General features: G+C 67.5%; 14 protein-coding genes and 1 tRNA gene. 12 read left to right on the plus strand and 3 right to left on the minus strand.

Annotated elements, in window-relative coordinates; all coding sequences use genetic code 11:
• Positions 1-64: 64 nt before the first annotated feature.
• Positions 65-1,429, minus strand: a complete 1,365-nt coding sequence (locus tag RU09_RS08575) for a glucose-6-phosphate dehydrogenase (RefSeq protein WP_042539573.1) — start codon at positions 1,427-1,429, stop codon at positions 65-67.
• A 51-nt stretch (positions 1,430-1,480) separates the two neighbouring features.
• On the opposite strand from RU09_RS08575, the gene RU09_RS08580 reads away from it, so the two are divergent.
• From RU09_RS08580 to rplL, 3 genes are all read left to right on the plus strand, one after another.
• Entirely contained in the window at positions 1,481-3,274 is a 1,794-nt protein-coding gene (locus RU09_RS08580; protein WP_042539575.1) for a glycoside hydrolase family 15 protein, read from the plus strand.
• Positions 3,275-3,507: 233 nt separating this feature from the next.
• A complete protein-coding gene (rplJ, locus tag RU09_RS08585) occupies positions 3,508-3,996 on the plus strand; it encodes a 50S ribosomal protein L10 (RefSeq protein ID WP_042539577.1) in 489 nt (162 codons plus the stop codon).
• Between the two features lie 48 nt (positions 3,997-4,044).
• A complete protein-coding gene (rplL, locus tag RU09_RS08590; RefSeq protein ID WP_042539579.1) occupies positions 4,045-4,422 on the plus strand; it encodes a 50S ribosomal protein L7/L12 in 378 nt (125 codons plus the stop codon).
• Positions 4,423-4,549: 127 nt separating this feature from the next.
• Here rplL and RU09_RS08595 read toward each other — a convergent pair whose 3' ends face one another.
• Complete coding sequence (locus RU09_RS08595; protein ID WP_042539581.1) at positions 4,550-5,554, minus strand: LacI family DNA-binding transcriptional regulator; 1,005 nt, start codon at positions 5,552-5,554, stop codon at positions 4,550-4,552.
• Positions 5,555-5,835: 281 nt separating this feature from the next.
• Here RU09_RS08595 and RU09_RS08600 point away from each other — a divergent pair, with 281 nt between their 5' ends.
• The 8 genes from RU09_RS08600 to RU09_RS08635 all read left to right on the plus strand — a co-directional run bounded on the left by RU09_RS08600 (position 5,836) and on the right by RU09_RS08635 (position 15,004).
• The gene (locus RU09_RS08600; RefSeq protein ID WP_042539583.1) at positions 5,836-7,155 is read left to right on the plus strand and encodes an ABC transporter substrate-binding protein; all 1,320 of its coding nucleotides are present in this window, start codon (positions 5,836-5,838) and stop codon (positions 7,153-7,155) included.
• Positions 7,156-7,260: 105 nt separating this feature from the next.
• Entirely contained in the window at positions 7,261-8,400 is a 1,140-nt protein-coding gene (locus RU09_RS08605; protein WP_042539585.1) for a carbohydrate ABC transporter permease, read from the plus strand.
• A complete protein-coding gene (locus RU09_RS08610) occupies positions 8,397-9,356 on the plus strand; it encodes a carbohydrate ABC transporter permease (RefSeq protein WP_042539587.1) in 960 nt (319 codons plus the stop codon). Before RU09_RS08605 ends, RU09_RS08610 begins: the two co-directional genes overlap by 4 nt.
• Before the next feature lie 89 nt (positions 9,357-9,445).
• On the plus strand, positions 9,446-10,822 hold the full coding sequence (locus tag RU09_RS08615; RefSeq protein ID WP_042539589.1) for a cystathionine beta-synthase: 1,377 nt from the start codon (positions 9,446-9,448) through the stop codon (positions 10,820-10,822).
• Between the two features lie 55 nt (positions 10,823-10,877).
• A complete protein-coding gene (locus tag RU09_RS08620) occupies positions 10,878-12,029 on the plus strand; it encodes a cystathionine gamma-synthase (protein WP_042539592.1) in 1,152 nt (383 codons plus the stop codon).
• A 315-nt stretch (positions 12,030-12,344) separates the two neighbouring features.
• Positions 12,345-13,709, plus strand: a complete 1,365-nt coding sequence (locus tag RU09_RS08625) for a multidrug effflux MFS transporter (protein ID WP_376708819.1) — start codon at positions 12,345-12,347, stop codon at positions 13,707-13,709.
• A 30-nt stretch (positions 13,710-13,739) separates the two neighbouring features.
• Entirely contained in the window at positions 13,740-14,375 is a 636-nt protein-coding gene (locus RU09_RS08630) for a phosphatase PAP2 family protein (protein WP_042539596.1), read from the plus strand.
• A 29-nt stretch (positions 14,376-14,404) separates the two neighbouring features.
• Positions 14,405-15,004, plus strand: coding sequence for a GNAT family N-acetyltransferase (locus RU09_RS08635; protein WP_042539598.1), 600 nt, complete (start codon positions 14,405-14,407; stop codon positions 15,002-15,004).
• Positions 15,005-15,203: 199 nt separating this feature from the next.
• Here RU09_RS08635 and RU09_RS08640 read toward each other — a convergent pair.
• Positions 15,204-15,288, minus strand: a tRNA-Ser gene (locus RU09_RS08640).
• Positions 15,289-15,511: 223 nt separating this feature from the next.
• Here RU09_RS08640 and RU09_RS08645 point away from each other — a divergent pair.
• Positions 15,512-16,390: a hypothetical protein gene (locus tag RU09_RS08645; protein ID WP_052492909.1), complete on the plus strand. Its 879-nt coding sequence runs from the start codon at positions 15,512-15,514 to the stop codon at positions 16,388-16,390.
• The last annotated feature ends 115 nt before the right edge of the window (positions 16,391-16,505 follow it).

The following is a 16,505-nucleotide window of genomic DNA, read 5'->3' on the forward strand; positions in this document are numbered from 1 at the left end:
ACTCTCCCTCCCGCACACGCCGCTCCGTGGCATCCCCCGGGCGCTCGCCGCGTCGGAAAAGGGGTCAGCCGAGCGCAGGCCACCCCTCAGGGCCGGAGGATCCGGCGACGTAGTCGTCGAGCGGCACATCGCCCTGCCGCCACGCCTCGAGGATCGGAGCCACGATGCGCCAGGACTGTTCGGCGGCGTCGCCGCGCACTGCCAGCATCGGGTCGCCGTCCAAGACGCCGGACAGGACCTCGGCATACGCCTTGAGTGCACCCTCTCCGAGCTCGGCCGACAACGTGGCCCGCTCCAGCTCGAACGGGTCCTCGGACGCATTGAGGTTCAGCTCGAGGGACATCCGGTCCGGTCCCAGCGAGAACCGCAGCACCGCGCCGTCCGACGTGCCCGTGAGTCCCCGTGGCAGGTGGCGGACCGGACGGAAGCGCACGACGATCTCCCTTGCAGGCGTGCCGAGGGCTTTGCCGGAGCGGAGCCGGAACGGGATCCCCGCCCATCGGGCGTTCCGCACCTCGAACGTCGCCTCGGCGAGCGTCTCGGTCTGGCGGTCGGGGTCGACCCCCGGCTCGTCGACGTACGACGGCTTCGCCGCGCCGTCGATCTCTCCTGCGGTGTATCGGGCTCGACGCGACGACCCCGCGGGGTCGTCGCCCCACACCGCGGTCGCACGGAGCACCGCAGAGGTCGCGGCCCGGAAGTCGATCTCATCGAGAGTCGCCGGCTCCTCCATCGCGAGCACGGCGAGCACCTGCAGCAGGTGGCTCTGGATCATGTCGACCAGTGCGCCCGCTTTGTCGTAGTAGCCCGCGCGTCCCTCCAGCGCCAGTGACTCGTCGTAGACGATGTCGACCGACTCGATGCTCTCGGCAGACCAGAGCGGCTCGAGGATGCGGTTCGCGAACCGCGCCCCGAGGAGGTTGAGCGTGGTCGAGCGGCCGAGGAAGTGGTCCACCCGAAACACCTGGCTCTCGGGCACGAGATCGGTCAACGTCCGGTTCAGCTCTTCGGCACTCGCCTCGTCCGTGCCGAAGGGCTTCTCCATGACGAGCATCGCGCCCGCCGGCAGCATGTCGGGGGTGAGAGTCGCGACAGATGCCGCGGCCACGGCGGGCGGCACGGCGAAGTAGAGCGCGACCTGCCCGGTGCAGTCCTTCAACAGTGCGCGGAGGTCGTCCGGATGTGTGATGTCGGTCCGCGTGTACGTCACGTCCACGCGGGACGCGGCATCCTCGGCATCCATCGACGCGAACGACGCGCGGACGACGGACTCGAGATCCGCGTCGGTCCACTCCTCGCGGTCGGCGCCGACGATGCGCACCGCGCGGGAGGGCTCCCGCGTCAGCAGCTGTCCCAGCGCGGGGAGGAGGAGCCGGGCGGTGAGGTCGCCACCGGCCCCGAGGATCACCAGCGTCGTCGCATCGGTCATGGTCTCACCGTATCCCGTCCACTCGACGGACGGTCGTGCCAGAATCGGTCGATGCCCGCTCCCATCGAGGACTACGCCCTGCTCAGCGACTGCCGCACCGGCGCGCTCGTCTCGAAGGAGGCCAGCATCGACTGGCTCTGCCTTCCTCGCTTCGACGCGCCGTCGTTGTTCGGAGCCCTGCTCGGAGAGGCGAGCAACGGATGCTGGAGCCTGCGACCGCTCGACGCCGCCGCGACCTCGCAGCGCCACTACGTGTCGGACACGTTCATCCTGGTCACCCGATGGGAGACGGCCGGCGGCACCGCAGAGGTGCAGGAGTTCATGCCGCTGCACTCCTCGCGCAGCGATGTCGTTCGCAGGGTCGTCGGGATCGCGGGCCACGTCGAATTCGTCACCGAGCTGCGCCTGCACTTCGACTACTCCCGGAGGCTCCCGTGGGTGCGGCAGGTGGGCACGAGTGAGGAGCCGGCGCTGCGCGCGACGGCCGGACCCGAAGCCGTGACCGTGCGCGGCGTGCGGCTCGTCGCGGAGGACCACCGGCACCGTGCGACGTTCACGGTCGCCGCGGAGGAGGTCCGTGACCTGACGCTCAGCTGGTTCCCCTCGCACGAGCACGCGCCGGCGGCACTCGACGTCGACGACGCGATCGCCGCCACGCGATCCTGGTGGCAGGGGTGGGCGAGCGGGATCCAGCACGACGGCGCGTACCGCGGCGAGGTCGTGCGGTCTCTGCTGGTGCTGAGGGCACTCACGAACAAGGACACCGGTGGCATCGTGGCTGCGGCCACGACATCGCTTCCCGAAGACTTCGGCGGCTCGCGCAACTGGGACTACCGCTTCGTCTGGTTGCGGGACGCCGCCCTGACGCTCGAAGCCCTCATCGCTCACGGGTTCCTCACCGAGGCGCACCATTGGCGGCGATGGCTGCTCCGAGCCGTGGCCGGTGAGCCGAACGAGGTGCAGATCATGTACGGGATCGCGGGAGAGCGCGACCTCATCGAACGAGAGCTCACGAGTCTGCCCGGCTACGGAGGCGCGGCCCCGGTGCGGATCGGCAACGGGGCGGTCGACCAGCACCAGGGCGATGTGATCGGCGAGGTGCTCGTCGCCCTGGAGGCGGCCCGGATCGCCGGCCTCGAGGAAGGGGACTTCTCGTGGCCCCTCCAGCGGGCGCTCATCGAGCAGGTGATCGCCTCGATCCAGCGTCCCGACAACGGCATCTGGGAGATCCGGGGCGAGCCGCAGTGGTTCACGCATTCGAGGGTCATGATGTGGGCTGCGCTCGACCGCGGCGTCCGGGCCGTGAACGAGCATGGCCTCCCGGGCGACGCCGATCGGTGGGCGGGGGTCCGTGACGGGCTGCGGCGCGAGATCGACGAGCACGGAGTCGACGCGGACCACGGGTACTTCGTTCAGCACTACGGCTCGATCGAGGTGGATGCGTCGCTGCTCGTGCTGCCTCAGGTGGGGTTCTGCGACCCTGACGATCCGCGGATGCTGCGCACGGTGGAGCAGATCGAGCGCACCCTGCTCACCGACGGATTCCTCCGCCGCTACCGCACGGAGTCGGGTGTGGACGGGCTCGACGGCGATGAGCATCCCTTCATCGCGTGCAGCTTCTGGCTGGTCGAGCAGTATGCGACGAGTGGCCGTGTCGACGAGGCGCGCGATCTGATGGAGCGGTTGATGGGGATGACGAACGACCTCGGACTGCTGTCGGAGGAGTACGACGTCGCGAACGCGCGGCAGGCCGGCAACACCCCGCAGGCGCTCTCGCACCTGAGTCTCATCCGCGCCGCCGACGCGCTCGCGGGCCACGGAGGTCGCGCCGCGCACCGTCGGTGATCCCGACCGATTTGGGGCCGGGGATGCCGTGGGGTACAGTTGTCGTAACCGAAGACCGCTGGTCATCGTCGTGTGCGCTAGCGCATGAGGATCGAAGCTCTGCTCAGCAGGGGCCCGCGCAGGACACGAACTTCCCAAAGCTCCGTGCGCTTGCGCCGGAGCTTTTCTGTTGCCAGCGGTCGGAACCGGCGCCTCACCTCCGTGGGGCGCCTCGTACACACCAAGGAGTGACCATGGCGCAGAAGGACGCATCGGTTGCCGAGCTCACGAAGTCATTCGAGAACTCGACTGCCGTTCTGCTGACCGAGTACCGCGGTCTGACGGTTGCCCAGCTCAAGGAGCTGCGCAACAGCATCCGTCAGGACGCTGAGTACGCCGTGGTGAAGAACACGCTGACCAAGATCGCCGCCAACAAGGCTGGCATCACCGCGCTGGACGACGACCTCAAGGGTCCGTCGGCCGTCGCGTTCGTGCACGGTGACTTCGTCGCCACTGCCAAGGCTCTTCGTGACTTCGCCAAGGCCAACCCGCTTCTCGTGATCAAGTCGGGCATCTTCGAGGGCAACGCCCTCACCGCCGACGAGGTCAACAAGTACGCCGCGCTCGAGAGCCGTGAGGTTCTGCTGGCGAAGGCTGCGGGCATGATGAAGGCCACGATGGGCAAGGCTGCCGCCACCATCGATGCTCTTCGCGAAAAGCTGGAGACCGCTGAGGCCGCGTGAGCGACCTGCGATCTCGTTCAACAAACCCATCTATCTAGGAGATACATCATGGCTAAGCTCACCACTGAGGAGCTGCTCGAGCAGTTCGCAGGCCTGACCCTCGTCGAGCTCAACGACTTCGTCAAGGCGTTCGAGGAGAAGTTCGAGGTCACCGCTGCTGCCCCCGTCGCCGTTGCAGGCGCAGGCGGCGGCGCTGCTGAAGAGGTCGAGGAGAAGGACTCCTTCGACGTCATCCTCGAGGCTGCCGGCGACAAGAAGATCCAGGTCATCAAGACCGTCCGCGAGCTCACCTCGCTCGGCCTCGGCGAGGCCAAGGCTGTCGTCGACGGTGCTCCCAAGGCCGTGCTCGAGGGCGCGAACAAGGAAGCCGCCGAGAAGGCAAAGGCTGCTCTCGAAGAGGCAGGCGCCACGGTTACCCTCAAGTAATCCGTTCCAGGTCGCGGCGCGTGCGCCTCGCCCTGGATGCGTCTGAACGCTTCACGAAAGCCCCGGGTCCGCCCGGGGCTTTCGTGCGTCCGGGGCCGGTGAGAGGCCTCGCGAGCGAGGTCGCGGGTCAGCGTCGACCCGCGGTGGAACTGCGAACGACCAGGGCGGATGCCGTCACAGTGCGCTCTCGTGGCGAGTCCGGCTGGTCTATCTGCTGCTGCAGCAGCCGCACCGCCTCGTGCCCCTGCTCCCGTGGCGACTGCTTGATGGTGGTGAGCGCGAACATCTCGGCGTGCTCGTGGTCATCGACCCCGACGATGCTGAGTTCCGTGGGGACGGCGATCCCCAGGCGCCGGGCCGCGATCATCGCTCCGATCGCCGCCTCATCGCACACGCCGACGATCGCGGTGGGTCGCCCTCGGCGATCACCGAGCAGCTCGACGGCGGCGGCGTAGCCGCCGGGCATCGTCGGGCGCGCATCCGCGATCCTGGCGATCGCTTCGAGGCCCGCTGCAGCGAGTGCCTCGAGGTATCCCTCGACACGCTGGGCGTCGCCGAAGCTGAGGTCGTCCGGATCCGTGGAACCACCGACGAATGCGATGTCCGTGTGGCCGAGTTCGATGAGGTGCTCGGTGGCGATGCGAGCGGCGGCGACGTCATCGATGGACACCGCGCTCGACCCTTCGCTGTAGGGGCCGACACTGACGAGCGGCCGCTCTGAGCGATGCAGCCGCTCGAGCTCCTGCGCGCTGGGTTGGATGCCGACGGCGATGATCCCGTCGAACCGCCGGCCGGGCAGCACCGTGTCGAAGAGGCGCTCGCGGGTCTCGCTGCCTTCGCGGATGCCGTAGAGGGCGAGCTCGTAGTCGAGAGCGAACAGCGACTCCTGGATCCCGGCCAGCAGCTCGGAGAAGTACCAGCGGTCGACAGGCGGCATGATGACGCCGACGGTCTGCGTCCGCCCCGTGGCGAGGCTGGTCGCGGAGGAGTGGGCGACGTAGGCGAGTTCATCGGCGGCATCGGCGACCCTCTGACGGGTGCCGTCGGAGACGTATCCGCGTCCGCTGAGCGCTCGGCTCGCCGTCGCCTTCGACACGCCTGCGCGCGCCGCGACGTCCGCGATCGTGCTCATCGGTCCTCCTCGACCATGCCTTTCGACGCGAGTCCGCGCCTCCACGCCGATGAAAGCGTAACCGTTCAGCGGCGGGAAAGGAACCGGTTCCATACGAATCGCTCGGGAGCGCTCCCACGTCCGAGCATCGGACATCGCGAAAGGTTGCGAGCTTGTGATCCTGGCTTATTGTGTCGCGGCGTGAGACCCCGGTAGGTTGTCCTGGAATCGGTTCCCGATTCTGCGCCGAGGGGCGGCGCAGAATGACGTGGGAGCCGTGAAACTCGAAGAGGAGAATTCACATGGGTCTGTCACAGCGTTCCCGGCGTTACGCGCCAATCGCACTGCTGGGAGTCGCGGGCATCGCGCTCGCCGGCTGTGGTGCTCCCGGCGGCACGGACGGCGGGGGAGAAGGCGGTGGTGGCGGCGATAACTCCGTCACGATCTACGGCACGATCGTCGAGGGAGAAGCGGAACTCCTCGCGGAGTCCTGGGCGGACTTCGAAGAAGAGAACGACATCGAGATCAAGTACGAGGGCAGCCAGGACTTCGAGACTCAGCTCGGAACGCGCGCACAGGGCGGCAACCCGCCCGACATCGCGATCTTCCCGCAGCCCGGACTCTTCGCGGACTACGCCGCCCGCGACTTCCTGAAGCCAGCACCCGAAGCGGTCGAGGCGAACGCGAAGGAGTACTGGACGCAGGGGTGGGTCGACTTCGGCACCTACGAGGACGAGTTCTACGGCGCACCGCTCATGGCGAGCGTCAAGGGCTGGGTCTGGTACTCGCCCAAGAAGTTCGCCGAATGGGGTGTCGAGGAGCCGACGAGTTGGGAAGAGCTGCTCACGCTCACTCAGAAGATCCAGGAGACGAGTGGCAAGGCTCCGTGGTGCGCCGGCTTCGAGTCGGGCGTCGCGACGGGTTGGCCCGGAACAGACTGGATCGAGGACCTCGTGCTCCGCAACGCCGGAGCAGATGTCTACGACCAGTGGGTCAAGAACGAGATCCCGTTCACCGACCCGCAGATCAAGGAGGCGTTCGACGCGACGGGTGAACTCCTGCTCAACCCGGCCTACGTCAACGGCGGCTTCGGTGACGTGCGCTCGATCAACTCGACCGCATTCGGTGATGTCGCCCCGGCAGTCGCCAGCGGCGAGTGCGCGCTGACCCACCAGGCGTCCTTCCTCTCGGGCTTCTTCCCCGAGGGCACGGACATCTCCGAGGAGGGCGACGTCTGGGCCTTCCTGCTTCCGAGCCAGAGCGAGGACGAGACGTTCATCACCGGTGGTGGCGAGATCGTCGGCGCGTTCAGCGACGACGAGGCGACGCAGAAGGTGCTGGAGTACCTCTCGAGCCCCGAGTGGGCGGACAGCCGTCTCGCACTCGGCGGCGTGACCTCTGCGAACAAGGGGGTCGACATCGAAGCCGTCGAGAACCCGATCCTGCAGGAGTCGATCAAGCTGCTGCAGGACGACTCGGTGACGTTCCGCTTCGACGGATCCGACCAGATGCCCGGAGCCGTCGGCTCCGGAACCTTCTGGAAGGGCATGGTCGCCTGGATCAACGGGACCTCGACTGACGAGGTGCTGACCCAGATCGAGACCGGTTGGCCCTCCAGCTGATCGGATGAGGTGGGCCGCCCCGATGGGCGGCCCACCCTCTCTCGCACTCGGACCACGCATGGGCGCGCCGTCCGCTGATCAGCTCCGTCTCATGAAGGGGAATCCATGAACGCGACTGTGTTCTTCCAATGGATCGGGTCTCTGCCCCCGATCGTCCAAGCTCTCGCCGTCGTCCTCGCCTTCGCGGTGGTCGTCGTCGTCATCTTGCTGCTCGTCGACATCGCGCCGCGAAAGGGCGCGCTCTACACCGGCATTCGCCTCGCGATGTGCCTCCTCATCCCGTTCGCGGTGATGTGGTTCTTCAACTCGTACTACTGGGCGATGGGAGTGGCAGTCGCCGTGGGAGCGCTGTTCTTCTTCCTCGACTACCGATCCCGCGACGGAGCGGGATACCTGATCCAGCTCGTCGCCTTCATGGCGCCGGCGATGCTGCTGCTGGTGGCAGGACTAATCCTTCCGTCGATCCAGACCGTCTACGCGTCATTCTGGAACTCGACCGGCAGCGACTTCGTCGGCTTCTCGAACTACCTCTGGATCTTCACGCAGTCCGACGGCGTCACCTCGGTGGTGAACACGATCGTCTGGGTGCTGCTGGTTCCGACGCTCTCGACGATGGTCGGTCTGGCCTACGCGGTCTTCATCGACAAGACCCGCGGCGAGAAGATCTACAAGCTGCTGGTCTTCATGCCGATGGCGATCTCGTTCGTCGGCGCGAGCATCATCTGGCGTTTCGTGTATGCCTATCGCGGTCCGGAGTTCGAGCAGATCGGTCTGCTCAACCAGATCCTGGTCTGGTTCGGCGGAGAGCCGCAGCAGTTCCTGCTGAACGGTCCGTGGAACAACCTGGCGCTGATCGTCGTGCTGATCTGGGTGCAGACCGGGTTCGCGATGGTCGTCCTCTCGGCATCCATCAAGGGCGTGCCCACCGAGCTTCTCGAAGCGGCCGAGCTTGACGGCGCGAACGCCTGGGAGCGATTCCGCTCGGTGACGATCCCGTCGATCCGACCGGCGCTGATCGTCGTGCTGACCACGATCTCGATCGCCTCGCTGAAGGTGTTCGACATCGTGCGAACCATGACCGGTGGCAACTACGGCACATCCGTGCTCGCGAACGAGATGTACACGCAGTTCTCCAAGTTCGAGGCGGGTCGCAGCGCTGCGCTCTCCGTCATCCTGTTCATCCTGGTGCTCCCGATCGTCATCTACAACGCGCGCCAGATCAAGAAGCAGCGGGAGATCCGATGACCGACACCGTGAACTCAGACACCGACCAGAGCACCAGGGCGATCACGACCGCCGGACGCTTCGAAGCGTCGGCAGGCCGTGCACGCAAGCGGCTCAGCCGCCCGTGGGCGACGGTCGCATCGATCGTCATCGCCGTGGTGTGGACCATCCCGACGCTCGGACTGTTCATCTCGTCGTTCCGTGAGAGGGATGCGATCGAGACCACCGGGTGGTGGACGTTCTTCACCAATCCACAGTTCACCATCGACAACTACGTGGCGGTGCTGCAGTCGGGCACCACGCAGCTGACGATCCTGGAGTCCTTCTTCAACTCGATCGTGATCACGATCCCGGCCACGCTCATCCCGCTGATGATCGCGGCGATGGCGGCGTACGCGTTCTCGTGGATCGACTTCAAGGGACGCAACGCGCTGTTCATCTTCGTGTTCGCACTGCAGATCGTGCCGATCCAGATGGCGCTGGTGCCGCTGCTGTCATCGTTCTCGCGGGGGATCAACCTGTTCGGCGTGCAGGTGACGCAGGGACTCGACGCCTCCGGCGGCTATGCGCAGGTGTGGATCGCCCACACCATGTTCGCGCTGCCGCTGGCGATCTACCTGCTGCACAACTTCATGTCGGAGATCCCCGGCGAGATCATCGAAGCCGCGCGCGTCGATGGTGCATCCCGCGGCCAGATCTTCTTCAGGATCGTGCTGCCGCTGACGATGCCGGCGATCGCGTCGGTGGCGATCTTCCAGTTCCTGTGGGTATGGAACGACCTGCTCGTCGCCCTGGTGTTCGCCGACGGCGCCGCCTCGCCGATCACCAAGGTGCTCGCCGAGATCACCGGCCGCGGTGAGGGCTGGTACCTCCTGACTGCAGGTGCGTTCGTGTCGATCATCGTCCCGCTGATCGTGTTCTTCTCGCTCCAGCGGTACTTCGTGCGAGGACTCCTGGCGGGGTCCACGAAGGGCTGATCGGGTCGGTACGACAGGTCGAGCACACGATGCCGCGATCGGGCGCAACACAGCCCCGGTCGCGGCATCGTCGCACGTACGCTGTGAACATGAAGTACGCAGACTCCATCGTCGACCTCGTCGGCGACACGCCCCTCGTGAAGCTCCAGCACGTCACCGAGGGCGTCGCGTGCACCGTGCTGGTGAAGCTGGAGTACCTCAACCCCGGCGGTTCCGCGAAGGATCGCATCGCCTCGAGGATCATCGATGCCGCCGAGGCCTCGGGCGACCTGAAGCCGGGCGGCACCATCGTGGAGCCCACGAGCGGGAACACCGGCGTCGGCCTCGCACTGGTCGCCCAGCAGCGCGGATACAAGTGCGTCTTCGTGCTGCCCGACAAGGTCGGGGAGGACAAGATCGACGTGCTGCGGGCATACGGTGCCGAGGTGGTCGTGACGCCGACCTCGGTCGCGGCAGAGAGCCCGGAGTCGTACTACAGCGTCAGCGATCGGCTCGCCCGCGAGATCCCCGGGGCGTTCAAGCCGAACCAGTACGAGAATCCGAACGGACCCCGCAGCCACTACGAGACCACCGGTCCCGAGATCTGGCGCGACACCGACGGACTGATCACGCACTTCGTCGCCGGCGTCGGCACCGGGGGCACGATCACGGGCACCGGTCGCTATCTGCGTGAGGTGTCGGAAGATCGCGTGCGCATCGTGGGAGTCGACCCGGTGGGCAGCGTCTACAGCGGTGGCAAGGGACGCCCGTATCTGGTCGAGGGGGTCGGCGAGGACATCTGGCCCGGCGCCTACGATCCGAGGGTTCCGCATGAGATCGTCGCGGTCGACGACGCGGAGTCGTTCGCGATGACCCGGCGACTCGCGCGTGAAGAGGGAATCCTCGTCGGCGGCTCCAGCGGCATGGCCGTGGTCGGCGCGCTGCGGGTCGCTCGCGACCTGCCGGCGGATGCTGTGATGGTGGTGCTGCTGCCGGACGGCGGACGCGGCTACCTCAGCAAGATCTTCAACGACGGCTGGATGCGCTCCTACGGCTTCAGCGAGGTCGAGGAGGGCGAGACGGTGGCCGACGTGCTGGCCGCCCGCACCGCCCGGCTGGGGGAGGGGATACCCGATCTGGTGCACGCGCACCCGACCGACACCGTGCTCGAGGCCATCGGCATGATGACCGAGTACGACGTCTCGCAGCTGGTGGTGCTGAGCGCGGAGCCGCCCGTGATGATGGGCGAGGTCGTCGGCACGGTCGACGAGAAGGGTCTGCTCGACCTGCTGTTCCGCGGCGACGCCAAGCCGGCGGATGCCGTGGGAGCGCACGTGGGTGAGCGGCTGCCGCTTCTCGGCATCCATGCCCCCCTCGCGCAGGCGAGGGCCGCTCTGGCCGACGCCGACGCGCTGCTCGTCACGCTCGATGGCAAGCCGCACACCGTGCTCACCCGGCAGGATCTGCTGTCGTACCTCTCGCGCTGACGCCCGGCGTAACAGGGCCAGCCGACCTCCCCGGGGCGGACGTAGGCTGAGGAGCATGTCAGAGCATGCCTTCGCCACCCGAGCCATCCACGCCGGTCAGGCACCCGACCCGACCACGGGGTCGATCATCCCGCCGATCTATCAGGCGTCCACCCATGTGCAGGACGGCATCGGCGGGTTCCGCGACGGCTACGAGTACAACCGCGCAGGCAACCCGACGCGCTCCTCGCTCGAGACGCAGCTCGCGGCGCTCGAGGGCGGCGCGAACGCCCTGTCGTTCGCCTCGGGGCTCGCAGCAGAGGACGCGCTGCTGCGCGGCATCCTGAAGCCCGGCGACCATGTCGTGCTCGGCAACGACGTCTACGGCGGCACCTACCGCCTGTTCGCCCGCGTACTCGCACCGTGGGGGATCGAGTTCTCGACGGTCGAACTGTCCGACGTCGACGCGGTGCGCGCGGCGATCCGCCCCGAGACGAAGATCGTCTGGGTCGAGACACCCAGCAACCCGCTGCTGAAGATCGTCGACATCGCGCTCGTCGCCGAGATCGCGCACGCCGCCGGTGCCATCGCGGTCGTCGACAACACCTTCGCCTCTCCGGCACTGCAGCAGCCGCTCTCGCTCGGCGCCGACCTCGTCGTGCACTCCACGACGAAGTATCTCGGCGGACACTCCGACGTCCTCGGCGGAGCGGTGGTGTTCGGAGACGACCGCTTCTTCGAGCAGATCAAGTTCCAGCAGTTCGCCGTGGGCGCGGTCTCTGCCCCGCTCGACGCCTGGCTCACGACCCGCGGCATCAAGACGCTCGCGGTGCGGGTGCGCCAGCACTCCGAGAACGCACAGGCCATCGCCGAGTGGGCCACGGCGCGCCCCGAGTTCGCGACCGTGTACTACCCGGGGCTCGCCTCGCACCCGGGGCACGACATCGCCGCAGGGCAGATGAGCGGCTTCGGCGGGATGCTGTCGCTCGGACTGTCGGCGGGTGCGGATGCCGCCAAGGCGTTCGCCGAGTCGACCGAGCTCTTCCAGCTCGCCGAGTCCCTCGGCGGCGTCGAGTCGCTGATCGGCTATCCGCCGGACATGACCCACGCCTCGGTGAGAGGAACCGCGCTCGCCGTGCCCGAGAACGTGGTGCGCCTGTCGGTGGGCATCGAGGGCGTCGACGACCTCATCGCCGATCTCGAGCAGGGACTCGCGCGCCTCCGCTGATCGCAGGTCGTCGGTCGTCGGTCGGCGGTCGGAGGTCTGTCCGCCGGGTCCGCCGTCCGCCGAGGTCGGCGGTCGCGGGGCGCGGATCACCATGCGGGCGCTGGCTCAGAAGACGAATGCATGCGGAGACCGCGCGTTTCGGCATCCATCCGTCCTCGCGGCATGCGGGTGTGCGCCGGCGGGCTGTACCATGGACTCTTCGCCCGATTCGAATCGATTCGACAGCGTTCGCCGATTCGGTGGCCCTTGCGACGCGAACGCATCCCTCGAGCGCACCCTCCTCGAACACGCCCCTAGAACTCCGGAAGGACCGTCGTGCCCGACGCTCCACGCACTGACTCCATCTCGACGACCCCCGCGCCCGAGCGGACGGCGACGGGCAGCATCCGCATCCCGTCGGCGACGGGGGCGATCCGCACCCTCGGGTCGAACCCCGCCACGGCCCCGATCATGCTGCACCCCGGCGACTCGATCTCGAACGGCCGCCGCGCACTGTACATCGTGCTGCTCGGTGCTCTCACCGCGCTCGGACCCTTCACGATCGACCTGTACCTGCCTGCCTTCCCGGTGCTCGAGCAGGACTTCGAGACCACGGCCGCCGCCATCCAGTTGACCCTGACCGGCACGATGATCGGGTTCGCACTGGGCCAGCTCGTGGTGGGCCCGCTCAGCGACAAGGTGGGTCGGCGCATTCCGCTGATCATCGTGACCGCGCTTCATGTGCTGGCCAGCGTCGCCGCCGCATACGCCCCGACCCTTCCGCTGCTCAGCGGCGCCCGCGTGCTCATGGGAGTGGGAGCCGCCGCAGGTGGCGTCGTCGCGATGGCGATCGTGCGCGATCTGTTCGGCGGTCGTCGTCTGGTCGTGATGCTGTCGCGCCTCGCTCTGGTCTCGGGCGTCGCGCCCGTGATCGCCCCGCTGATCGGGTCGTGGCTGCTCACGTTCATGCCGTGGCGGGGCATCTTCGTCGTGCTCGCCCTCTACGGCGTGGTGATGCTGGTGTCGACCGTGGTGTTCGTGCCCGAGACGCTGCCGATCGCGCGTCGCCAGGAGAAGGGCGGCGCGACCGTCCTGCAGCGCTACCGCTCGGTGTTCTCCGACCGTGTCTTCATCGGCGTGCTGATCATCGGCGGCATGACCTTCTCCGGCCTGTTCTCCTATCTGTCGGCATCGCCGTTCCTGTTCCAGCAGACCCACGGGCTGGATGCGCAGCAGTACGGCCTGCTGTTCGCGGTCAATTCGCTCGGCGTCGTCGCCGGCGTCCAGACCGCCTCGCGACTCGCCGCACGATTCGGCCCGCAATGGGTGATGGCGTACTCCACAGCCGTGCTGCTGCTCGCCGGTATCGCCATCATCGTGACCGACCAGCTCGGGCTCGGCCTCTGGGGCACGGTCATCCCACTGTTCGTCTTCATGACGGCCTGCGGCTTCACCTTCCCGAACGTGCAGGTGCTCGCGCTCGACCGCCACGGCAAGGCGGCAGGCACTGCGGCGTCGGTCATCGGCGCCACGAACTTCGGCGTCGCGGGACTCGTCTCGCCGGTCGTCGGATGGATCTCGCACGGCACCGGAATCACCGCCACGAGCATGGCATCGGTCATGGTCGGATGCGCCGCGATCGGCATCCTTTCGCTGTGGCTGATCGTGCGACCGCGGACTGTCGGCATGCTGGCTCCCTGATTTTCAGCTTCCGACCGGCAGAATGGTCCGATGAGATCACGAACGCTGCTGTGGTGGGGAACAGGGATGCTCGTCGCGGCGACGCTCCTCGGAGCGGCGATCGTGTTCGGGTACACCGAGCCGCCAGGGTTCGACACCTGGTGGAATGACACGATCAGCGCGTCGCGCTCCGACTGGATGCTGTCGTTCGCATTGCTGCTCGATCACATCGGCGGCGGCTGGGTCGCGATCCTCCTCGTGCCGATGCTGGTGATCATCGCGCTCCTGATCGCGCGCCGATGGCAGGCGGCCGTGTTCGCCGCCGTGGCGTTCCTCGTGAGCGCCGGTGCGGTGCAGCTGCTCAAGCACCTGTTCGGCCGGGCGCGTCCGGAGGACATGATCGTGGCGAGCGACTTCGGTTCATTCCCTTCGGGGCATGCGGCGAACGCAGCGACGATCGCGATGGTGCTGTGGCTCGTGTTCCCGCGGGTGTGGACCGCGATTCTCGGCATAGCGTGGGTCGTCGCGATGGCGATCTCGCGCACCCTGCTCTCGGTGCACTGGGCCACCGACACGCTCGGCGGCGCACTGGTCGGGGCCGGCGTCGTGCTGGTGCTCGGGGCGTGGCTGCTGCCGTGGGTGACGGGGTCGCGCCGAGACGATCCGGCGGTCACCTCGGTAGGCTGACAGCCCACCCCACTCATCGAGGAGCAGCAGTGTCCCGCATTCGTCCGTATCGACCGTCCGACCGCGATGCCCTCTACGAGGTGTGCGTGAGGACAGCGGATGCCGGGGCGGACGCGACCGGCCTGTTCTCCGATGACTCGCTCTGGGGCGACCTGTTCGCGGTGCCCTATGCGGAGAGGCATCCCGACCTCGCCTGGGTCGTCGAGACCGACGACGAGCGGGTGATCGGCTACATCGTGGCGACCGACGACACGGACGCCTTCGCGACCTGGTTCCGCGACGAGTGGTGGCCGACGCGGCAGGACCGGTATCCGCAGCCCGTCGAGCCGACGACCCGCGAAGAGCGGATGATCGAGCACGGCTACGCGCAAGCGCCCGGACGCAACGGCAATGCCGCGGAGTACCCCGCCCACCTGCACATCGACCTGCTGCCCGAGACGCAGGGGCAGGGGCTGGGGCGACAGCTCATCGAGATTCTGTTCGCCGAGTTGACCCGCCGCGGAGTGCGCGGGCTGCACCTGGGTATGGACCCGAACAACACCGGTGCCGCCGCCTTCTACGAGCGCCTCGGCATGACGCCCCTGCCCGCAGAGCCGGGCGGACAGAGCTTCGGAGTGCGCTTCGTCTGATCTGCAGATGGGCGGACGCATGCTGTGCGCGCTTCCGCCCGAGGGGAGGAACTCCGCCTGACGGGGGTGTGGATCTCGGGGTGGATGCCGGTGACGGCGGGACTCCCGTGCTCGCTGCGCTCGCTCCTCCCCGAATCCCCGGTGCTCGATGAAAAGCACGAAGGGCCCCCGCTGGCGCGGGGACCCTTCGTGCTTTCGGCGGTGACGGCGGGATTCGAACCCGCGGTTGCTTGCACAACACACGCTTTCCAAGCGTGCTCCTTCGGCCGCTCGGACACGTCACCAGGGAACAACCTGAACAGTCTATCCGATCGCGCGGACGGCCCCGACCAGGCGTCTCGGATGCCGGTGCTGCCGCCATCGCGCGGGATTCCGTTGAACCGATATGCGATGTGTCTTCGTCTTGCGCTCGCACCGACGCCCTTCTTAGCCTCGAAAGTGGACGCAATGTCGTCATATGAAATCATTCCTGCGTCGATCGGGCGCTACTGTCCCGGAAGGTACTAGATGACGACTGTCGAAACCACGGCCGCGCCCGGCTCGGCTCTGCGCGTGGCACTGCGCACTGCTCACTCCCGGTCGCTCGCAGACCTCGGACTCAATGCGATCGGTCGCGCCCGCTTCGGGTGGCGCGATCGGTCGATCGGCTCGGTGGTCGAACGCGCGGGTGGGCGGTATTGGCTGCGCGTCGTCTGGTCTGCCAGAGATCGGGCGCGTGGTTCCTGGTGGACCGGCAATCGGGACGCCTCGCAGATCGACGGGGTTGCGAAGCCGCGCCTGCTCGAGGTGCGGGCGTGGGAGGAAGGACCACTCGTGTATCGCGCCGAACTCATGACCCTGCTTCCCGGGCGAGCGTGCGCGACGGACGCCGTGCTCGCAGGAGCGCCTGCCCTTGACGAGTCGTGGTGGGGAGAGCTGGAGCGCAACCTCGAAGCCCTGTCGGATGCGAGGACGGATCGGATGGTGCTCGACCCTGAGATCATGCGCCGGCGGATCAGCGTCTTCTTCGGCATCGAGATGCACATCGACTCGGACGATTGGGTGCCGAGCCACGGCGACCTGCACTGGAACAACATCCACCGCGATCCGTTCGCGATCGCCGACTGGGAGGCGTGGGGCCTCGCGCCGCGCGGTTACGACGCCGCGTTTCTGCTAGGCCACTCGCTGGCAGTGCCGCACGTCGCCGATCAGATCGCCCGACGCTTCCGGCGCGACCTGGAGTCGGAAGGCGGCATCGTGTCGCAGCTGTACGTGATGACGAAGCTGCTGACCCGTGCCGACGCAGGGGAGCACGAGCATCTCGTCCCCGCGCTTCATCGCCATGTGGGGCGCCTTCTCGGCACCAGGGTTCCCCCGGGGCGAAGGTCGTCGTCGAGCACCGCCTGAATCGCCTCCGCCGGCGGAAACCGAGCTCTGACCTCGCAGTTCCCCGTCCTAAATGGAAAATATTGCAGCACATTTGATGGATATATAGCCTCATACGAGGACGCGCCGATGCCAA

The sequence above is a fragment of the Microbacterium sp. MEJ108Y genome (assembly GCF_000834175.1).
GTDB classification, from domain to species: domain Bacteria; phylum Actinomycetota; class Actinomycetes; order Actinomycetales; family Microbacteriaceae; genus Microbacterium; species Microbacterium forte.

Excerpts from the sequence above, each read along its gene's own strand:
- rplL (WP_042539579.1), top strand. The coding sequence starts at position 4,045 with ATGGCTAAGCTCACCACTGAGGAGCTGCTCGAGCAGTTCGCAGGCCTG.
- rplJ (WP_042539577.1), top strand. The coding sequence starts at position 3,508 with ATGGCGCAGAAGGACGCATCGGTTGCCGAGCTCACGAAGTCATTCGAG.
- RU09_RS08630 (WP_042539596.1), top strand. The coding sequence starts at position 13,740 with ATGAGATCACGAACGCTGCTGTGGTGGGGAACAGGGATGCTCGTCGCG.
- RU09_RS08610 (WP_042539587.1), top strand. The coding sequence starts at position 8,397 with ATGACCGACACCGTGAACTCAGACACCGACCAGAGCACCAGGGCGATC.
- RU09_RS08645 (WP_052492909.1), top strand. The coding sequence starts at position 15,512 with ATGACGACTGTCGAAACCACGGCCGCGCCCGGCTCGGCTCTGCGCGTG.
- RU09_RS08615 (WP_042539589.1), top strand. The coding sequence starts at position 9,446 with ATGAAGTACGCAGACTCCATCGTCGACCTCGTCGGCGACACGCCCCTC.
- RU09_RS08595 (WP_042539581.1), bottom strand. The coding sequence starts at position 5,554 with ATGAGCACGATCGCGGACGTCGCGGCGCGCGCAGGCGTGTCGAAGGCG.
- RU09_RS08575 (WP_042539573.1), bottom strand. The coding sequence starts at position 1,429 with ATGACCGATGCGACGACGCTGGTGATCCTCGGGGCCGGTGGCGACCTC.
- RU09_RS08605 (WP_042539585.1), top strand. The coding sequence starts at position 7,261 with ATGAACGCGACTGTGTTCTTCCAATGGATCGGGTCTCTGCCCCCGATC.
- RU09_RS08580 (WP_042539575.1), top strand. The coding sequence starts at position 1,481 with ATGCCCGCTCCCATCGAGGACTACGCCCTGCTCAGCGACTGCCGCACC.
- RU09_RS08620 (WP_042539592.1), top strand. The coding sequence starts at position 10,878 with ATGTCAGAGCATGCCTTCGCCACCCGAGCCATCCACGCCGGTCAGGCA.
- RU09_RS08600 (WP_042539583.1), top strand. The coding sequence starts at position 5,836 with ATGGGTCTGTCACAGCGTTCCCGGCGTTACGCGCCAATCGCACTGCTG.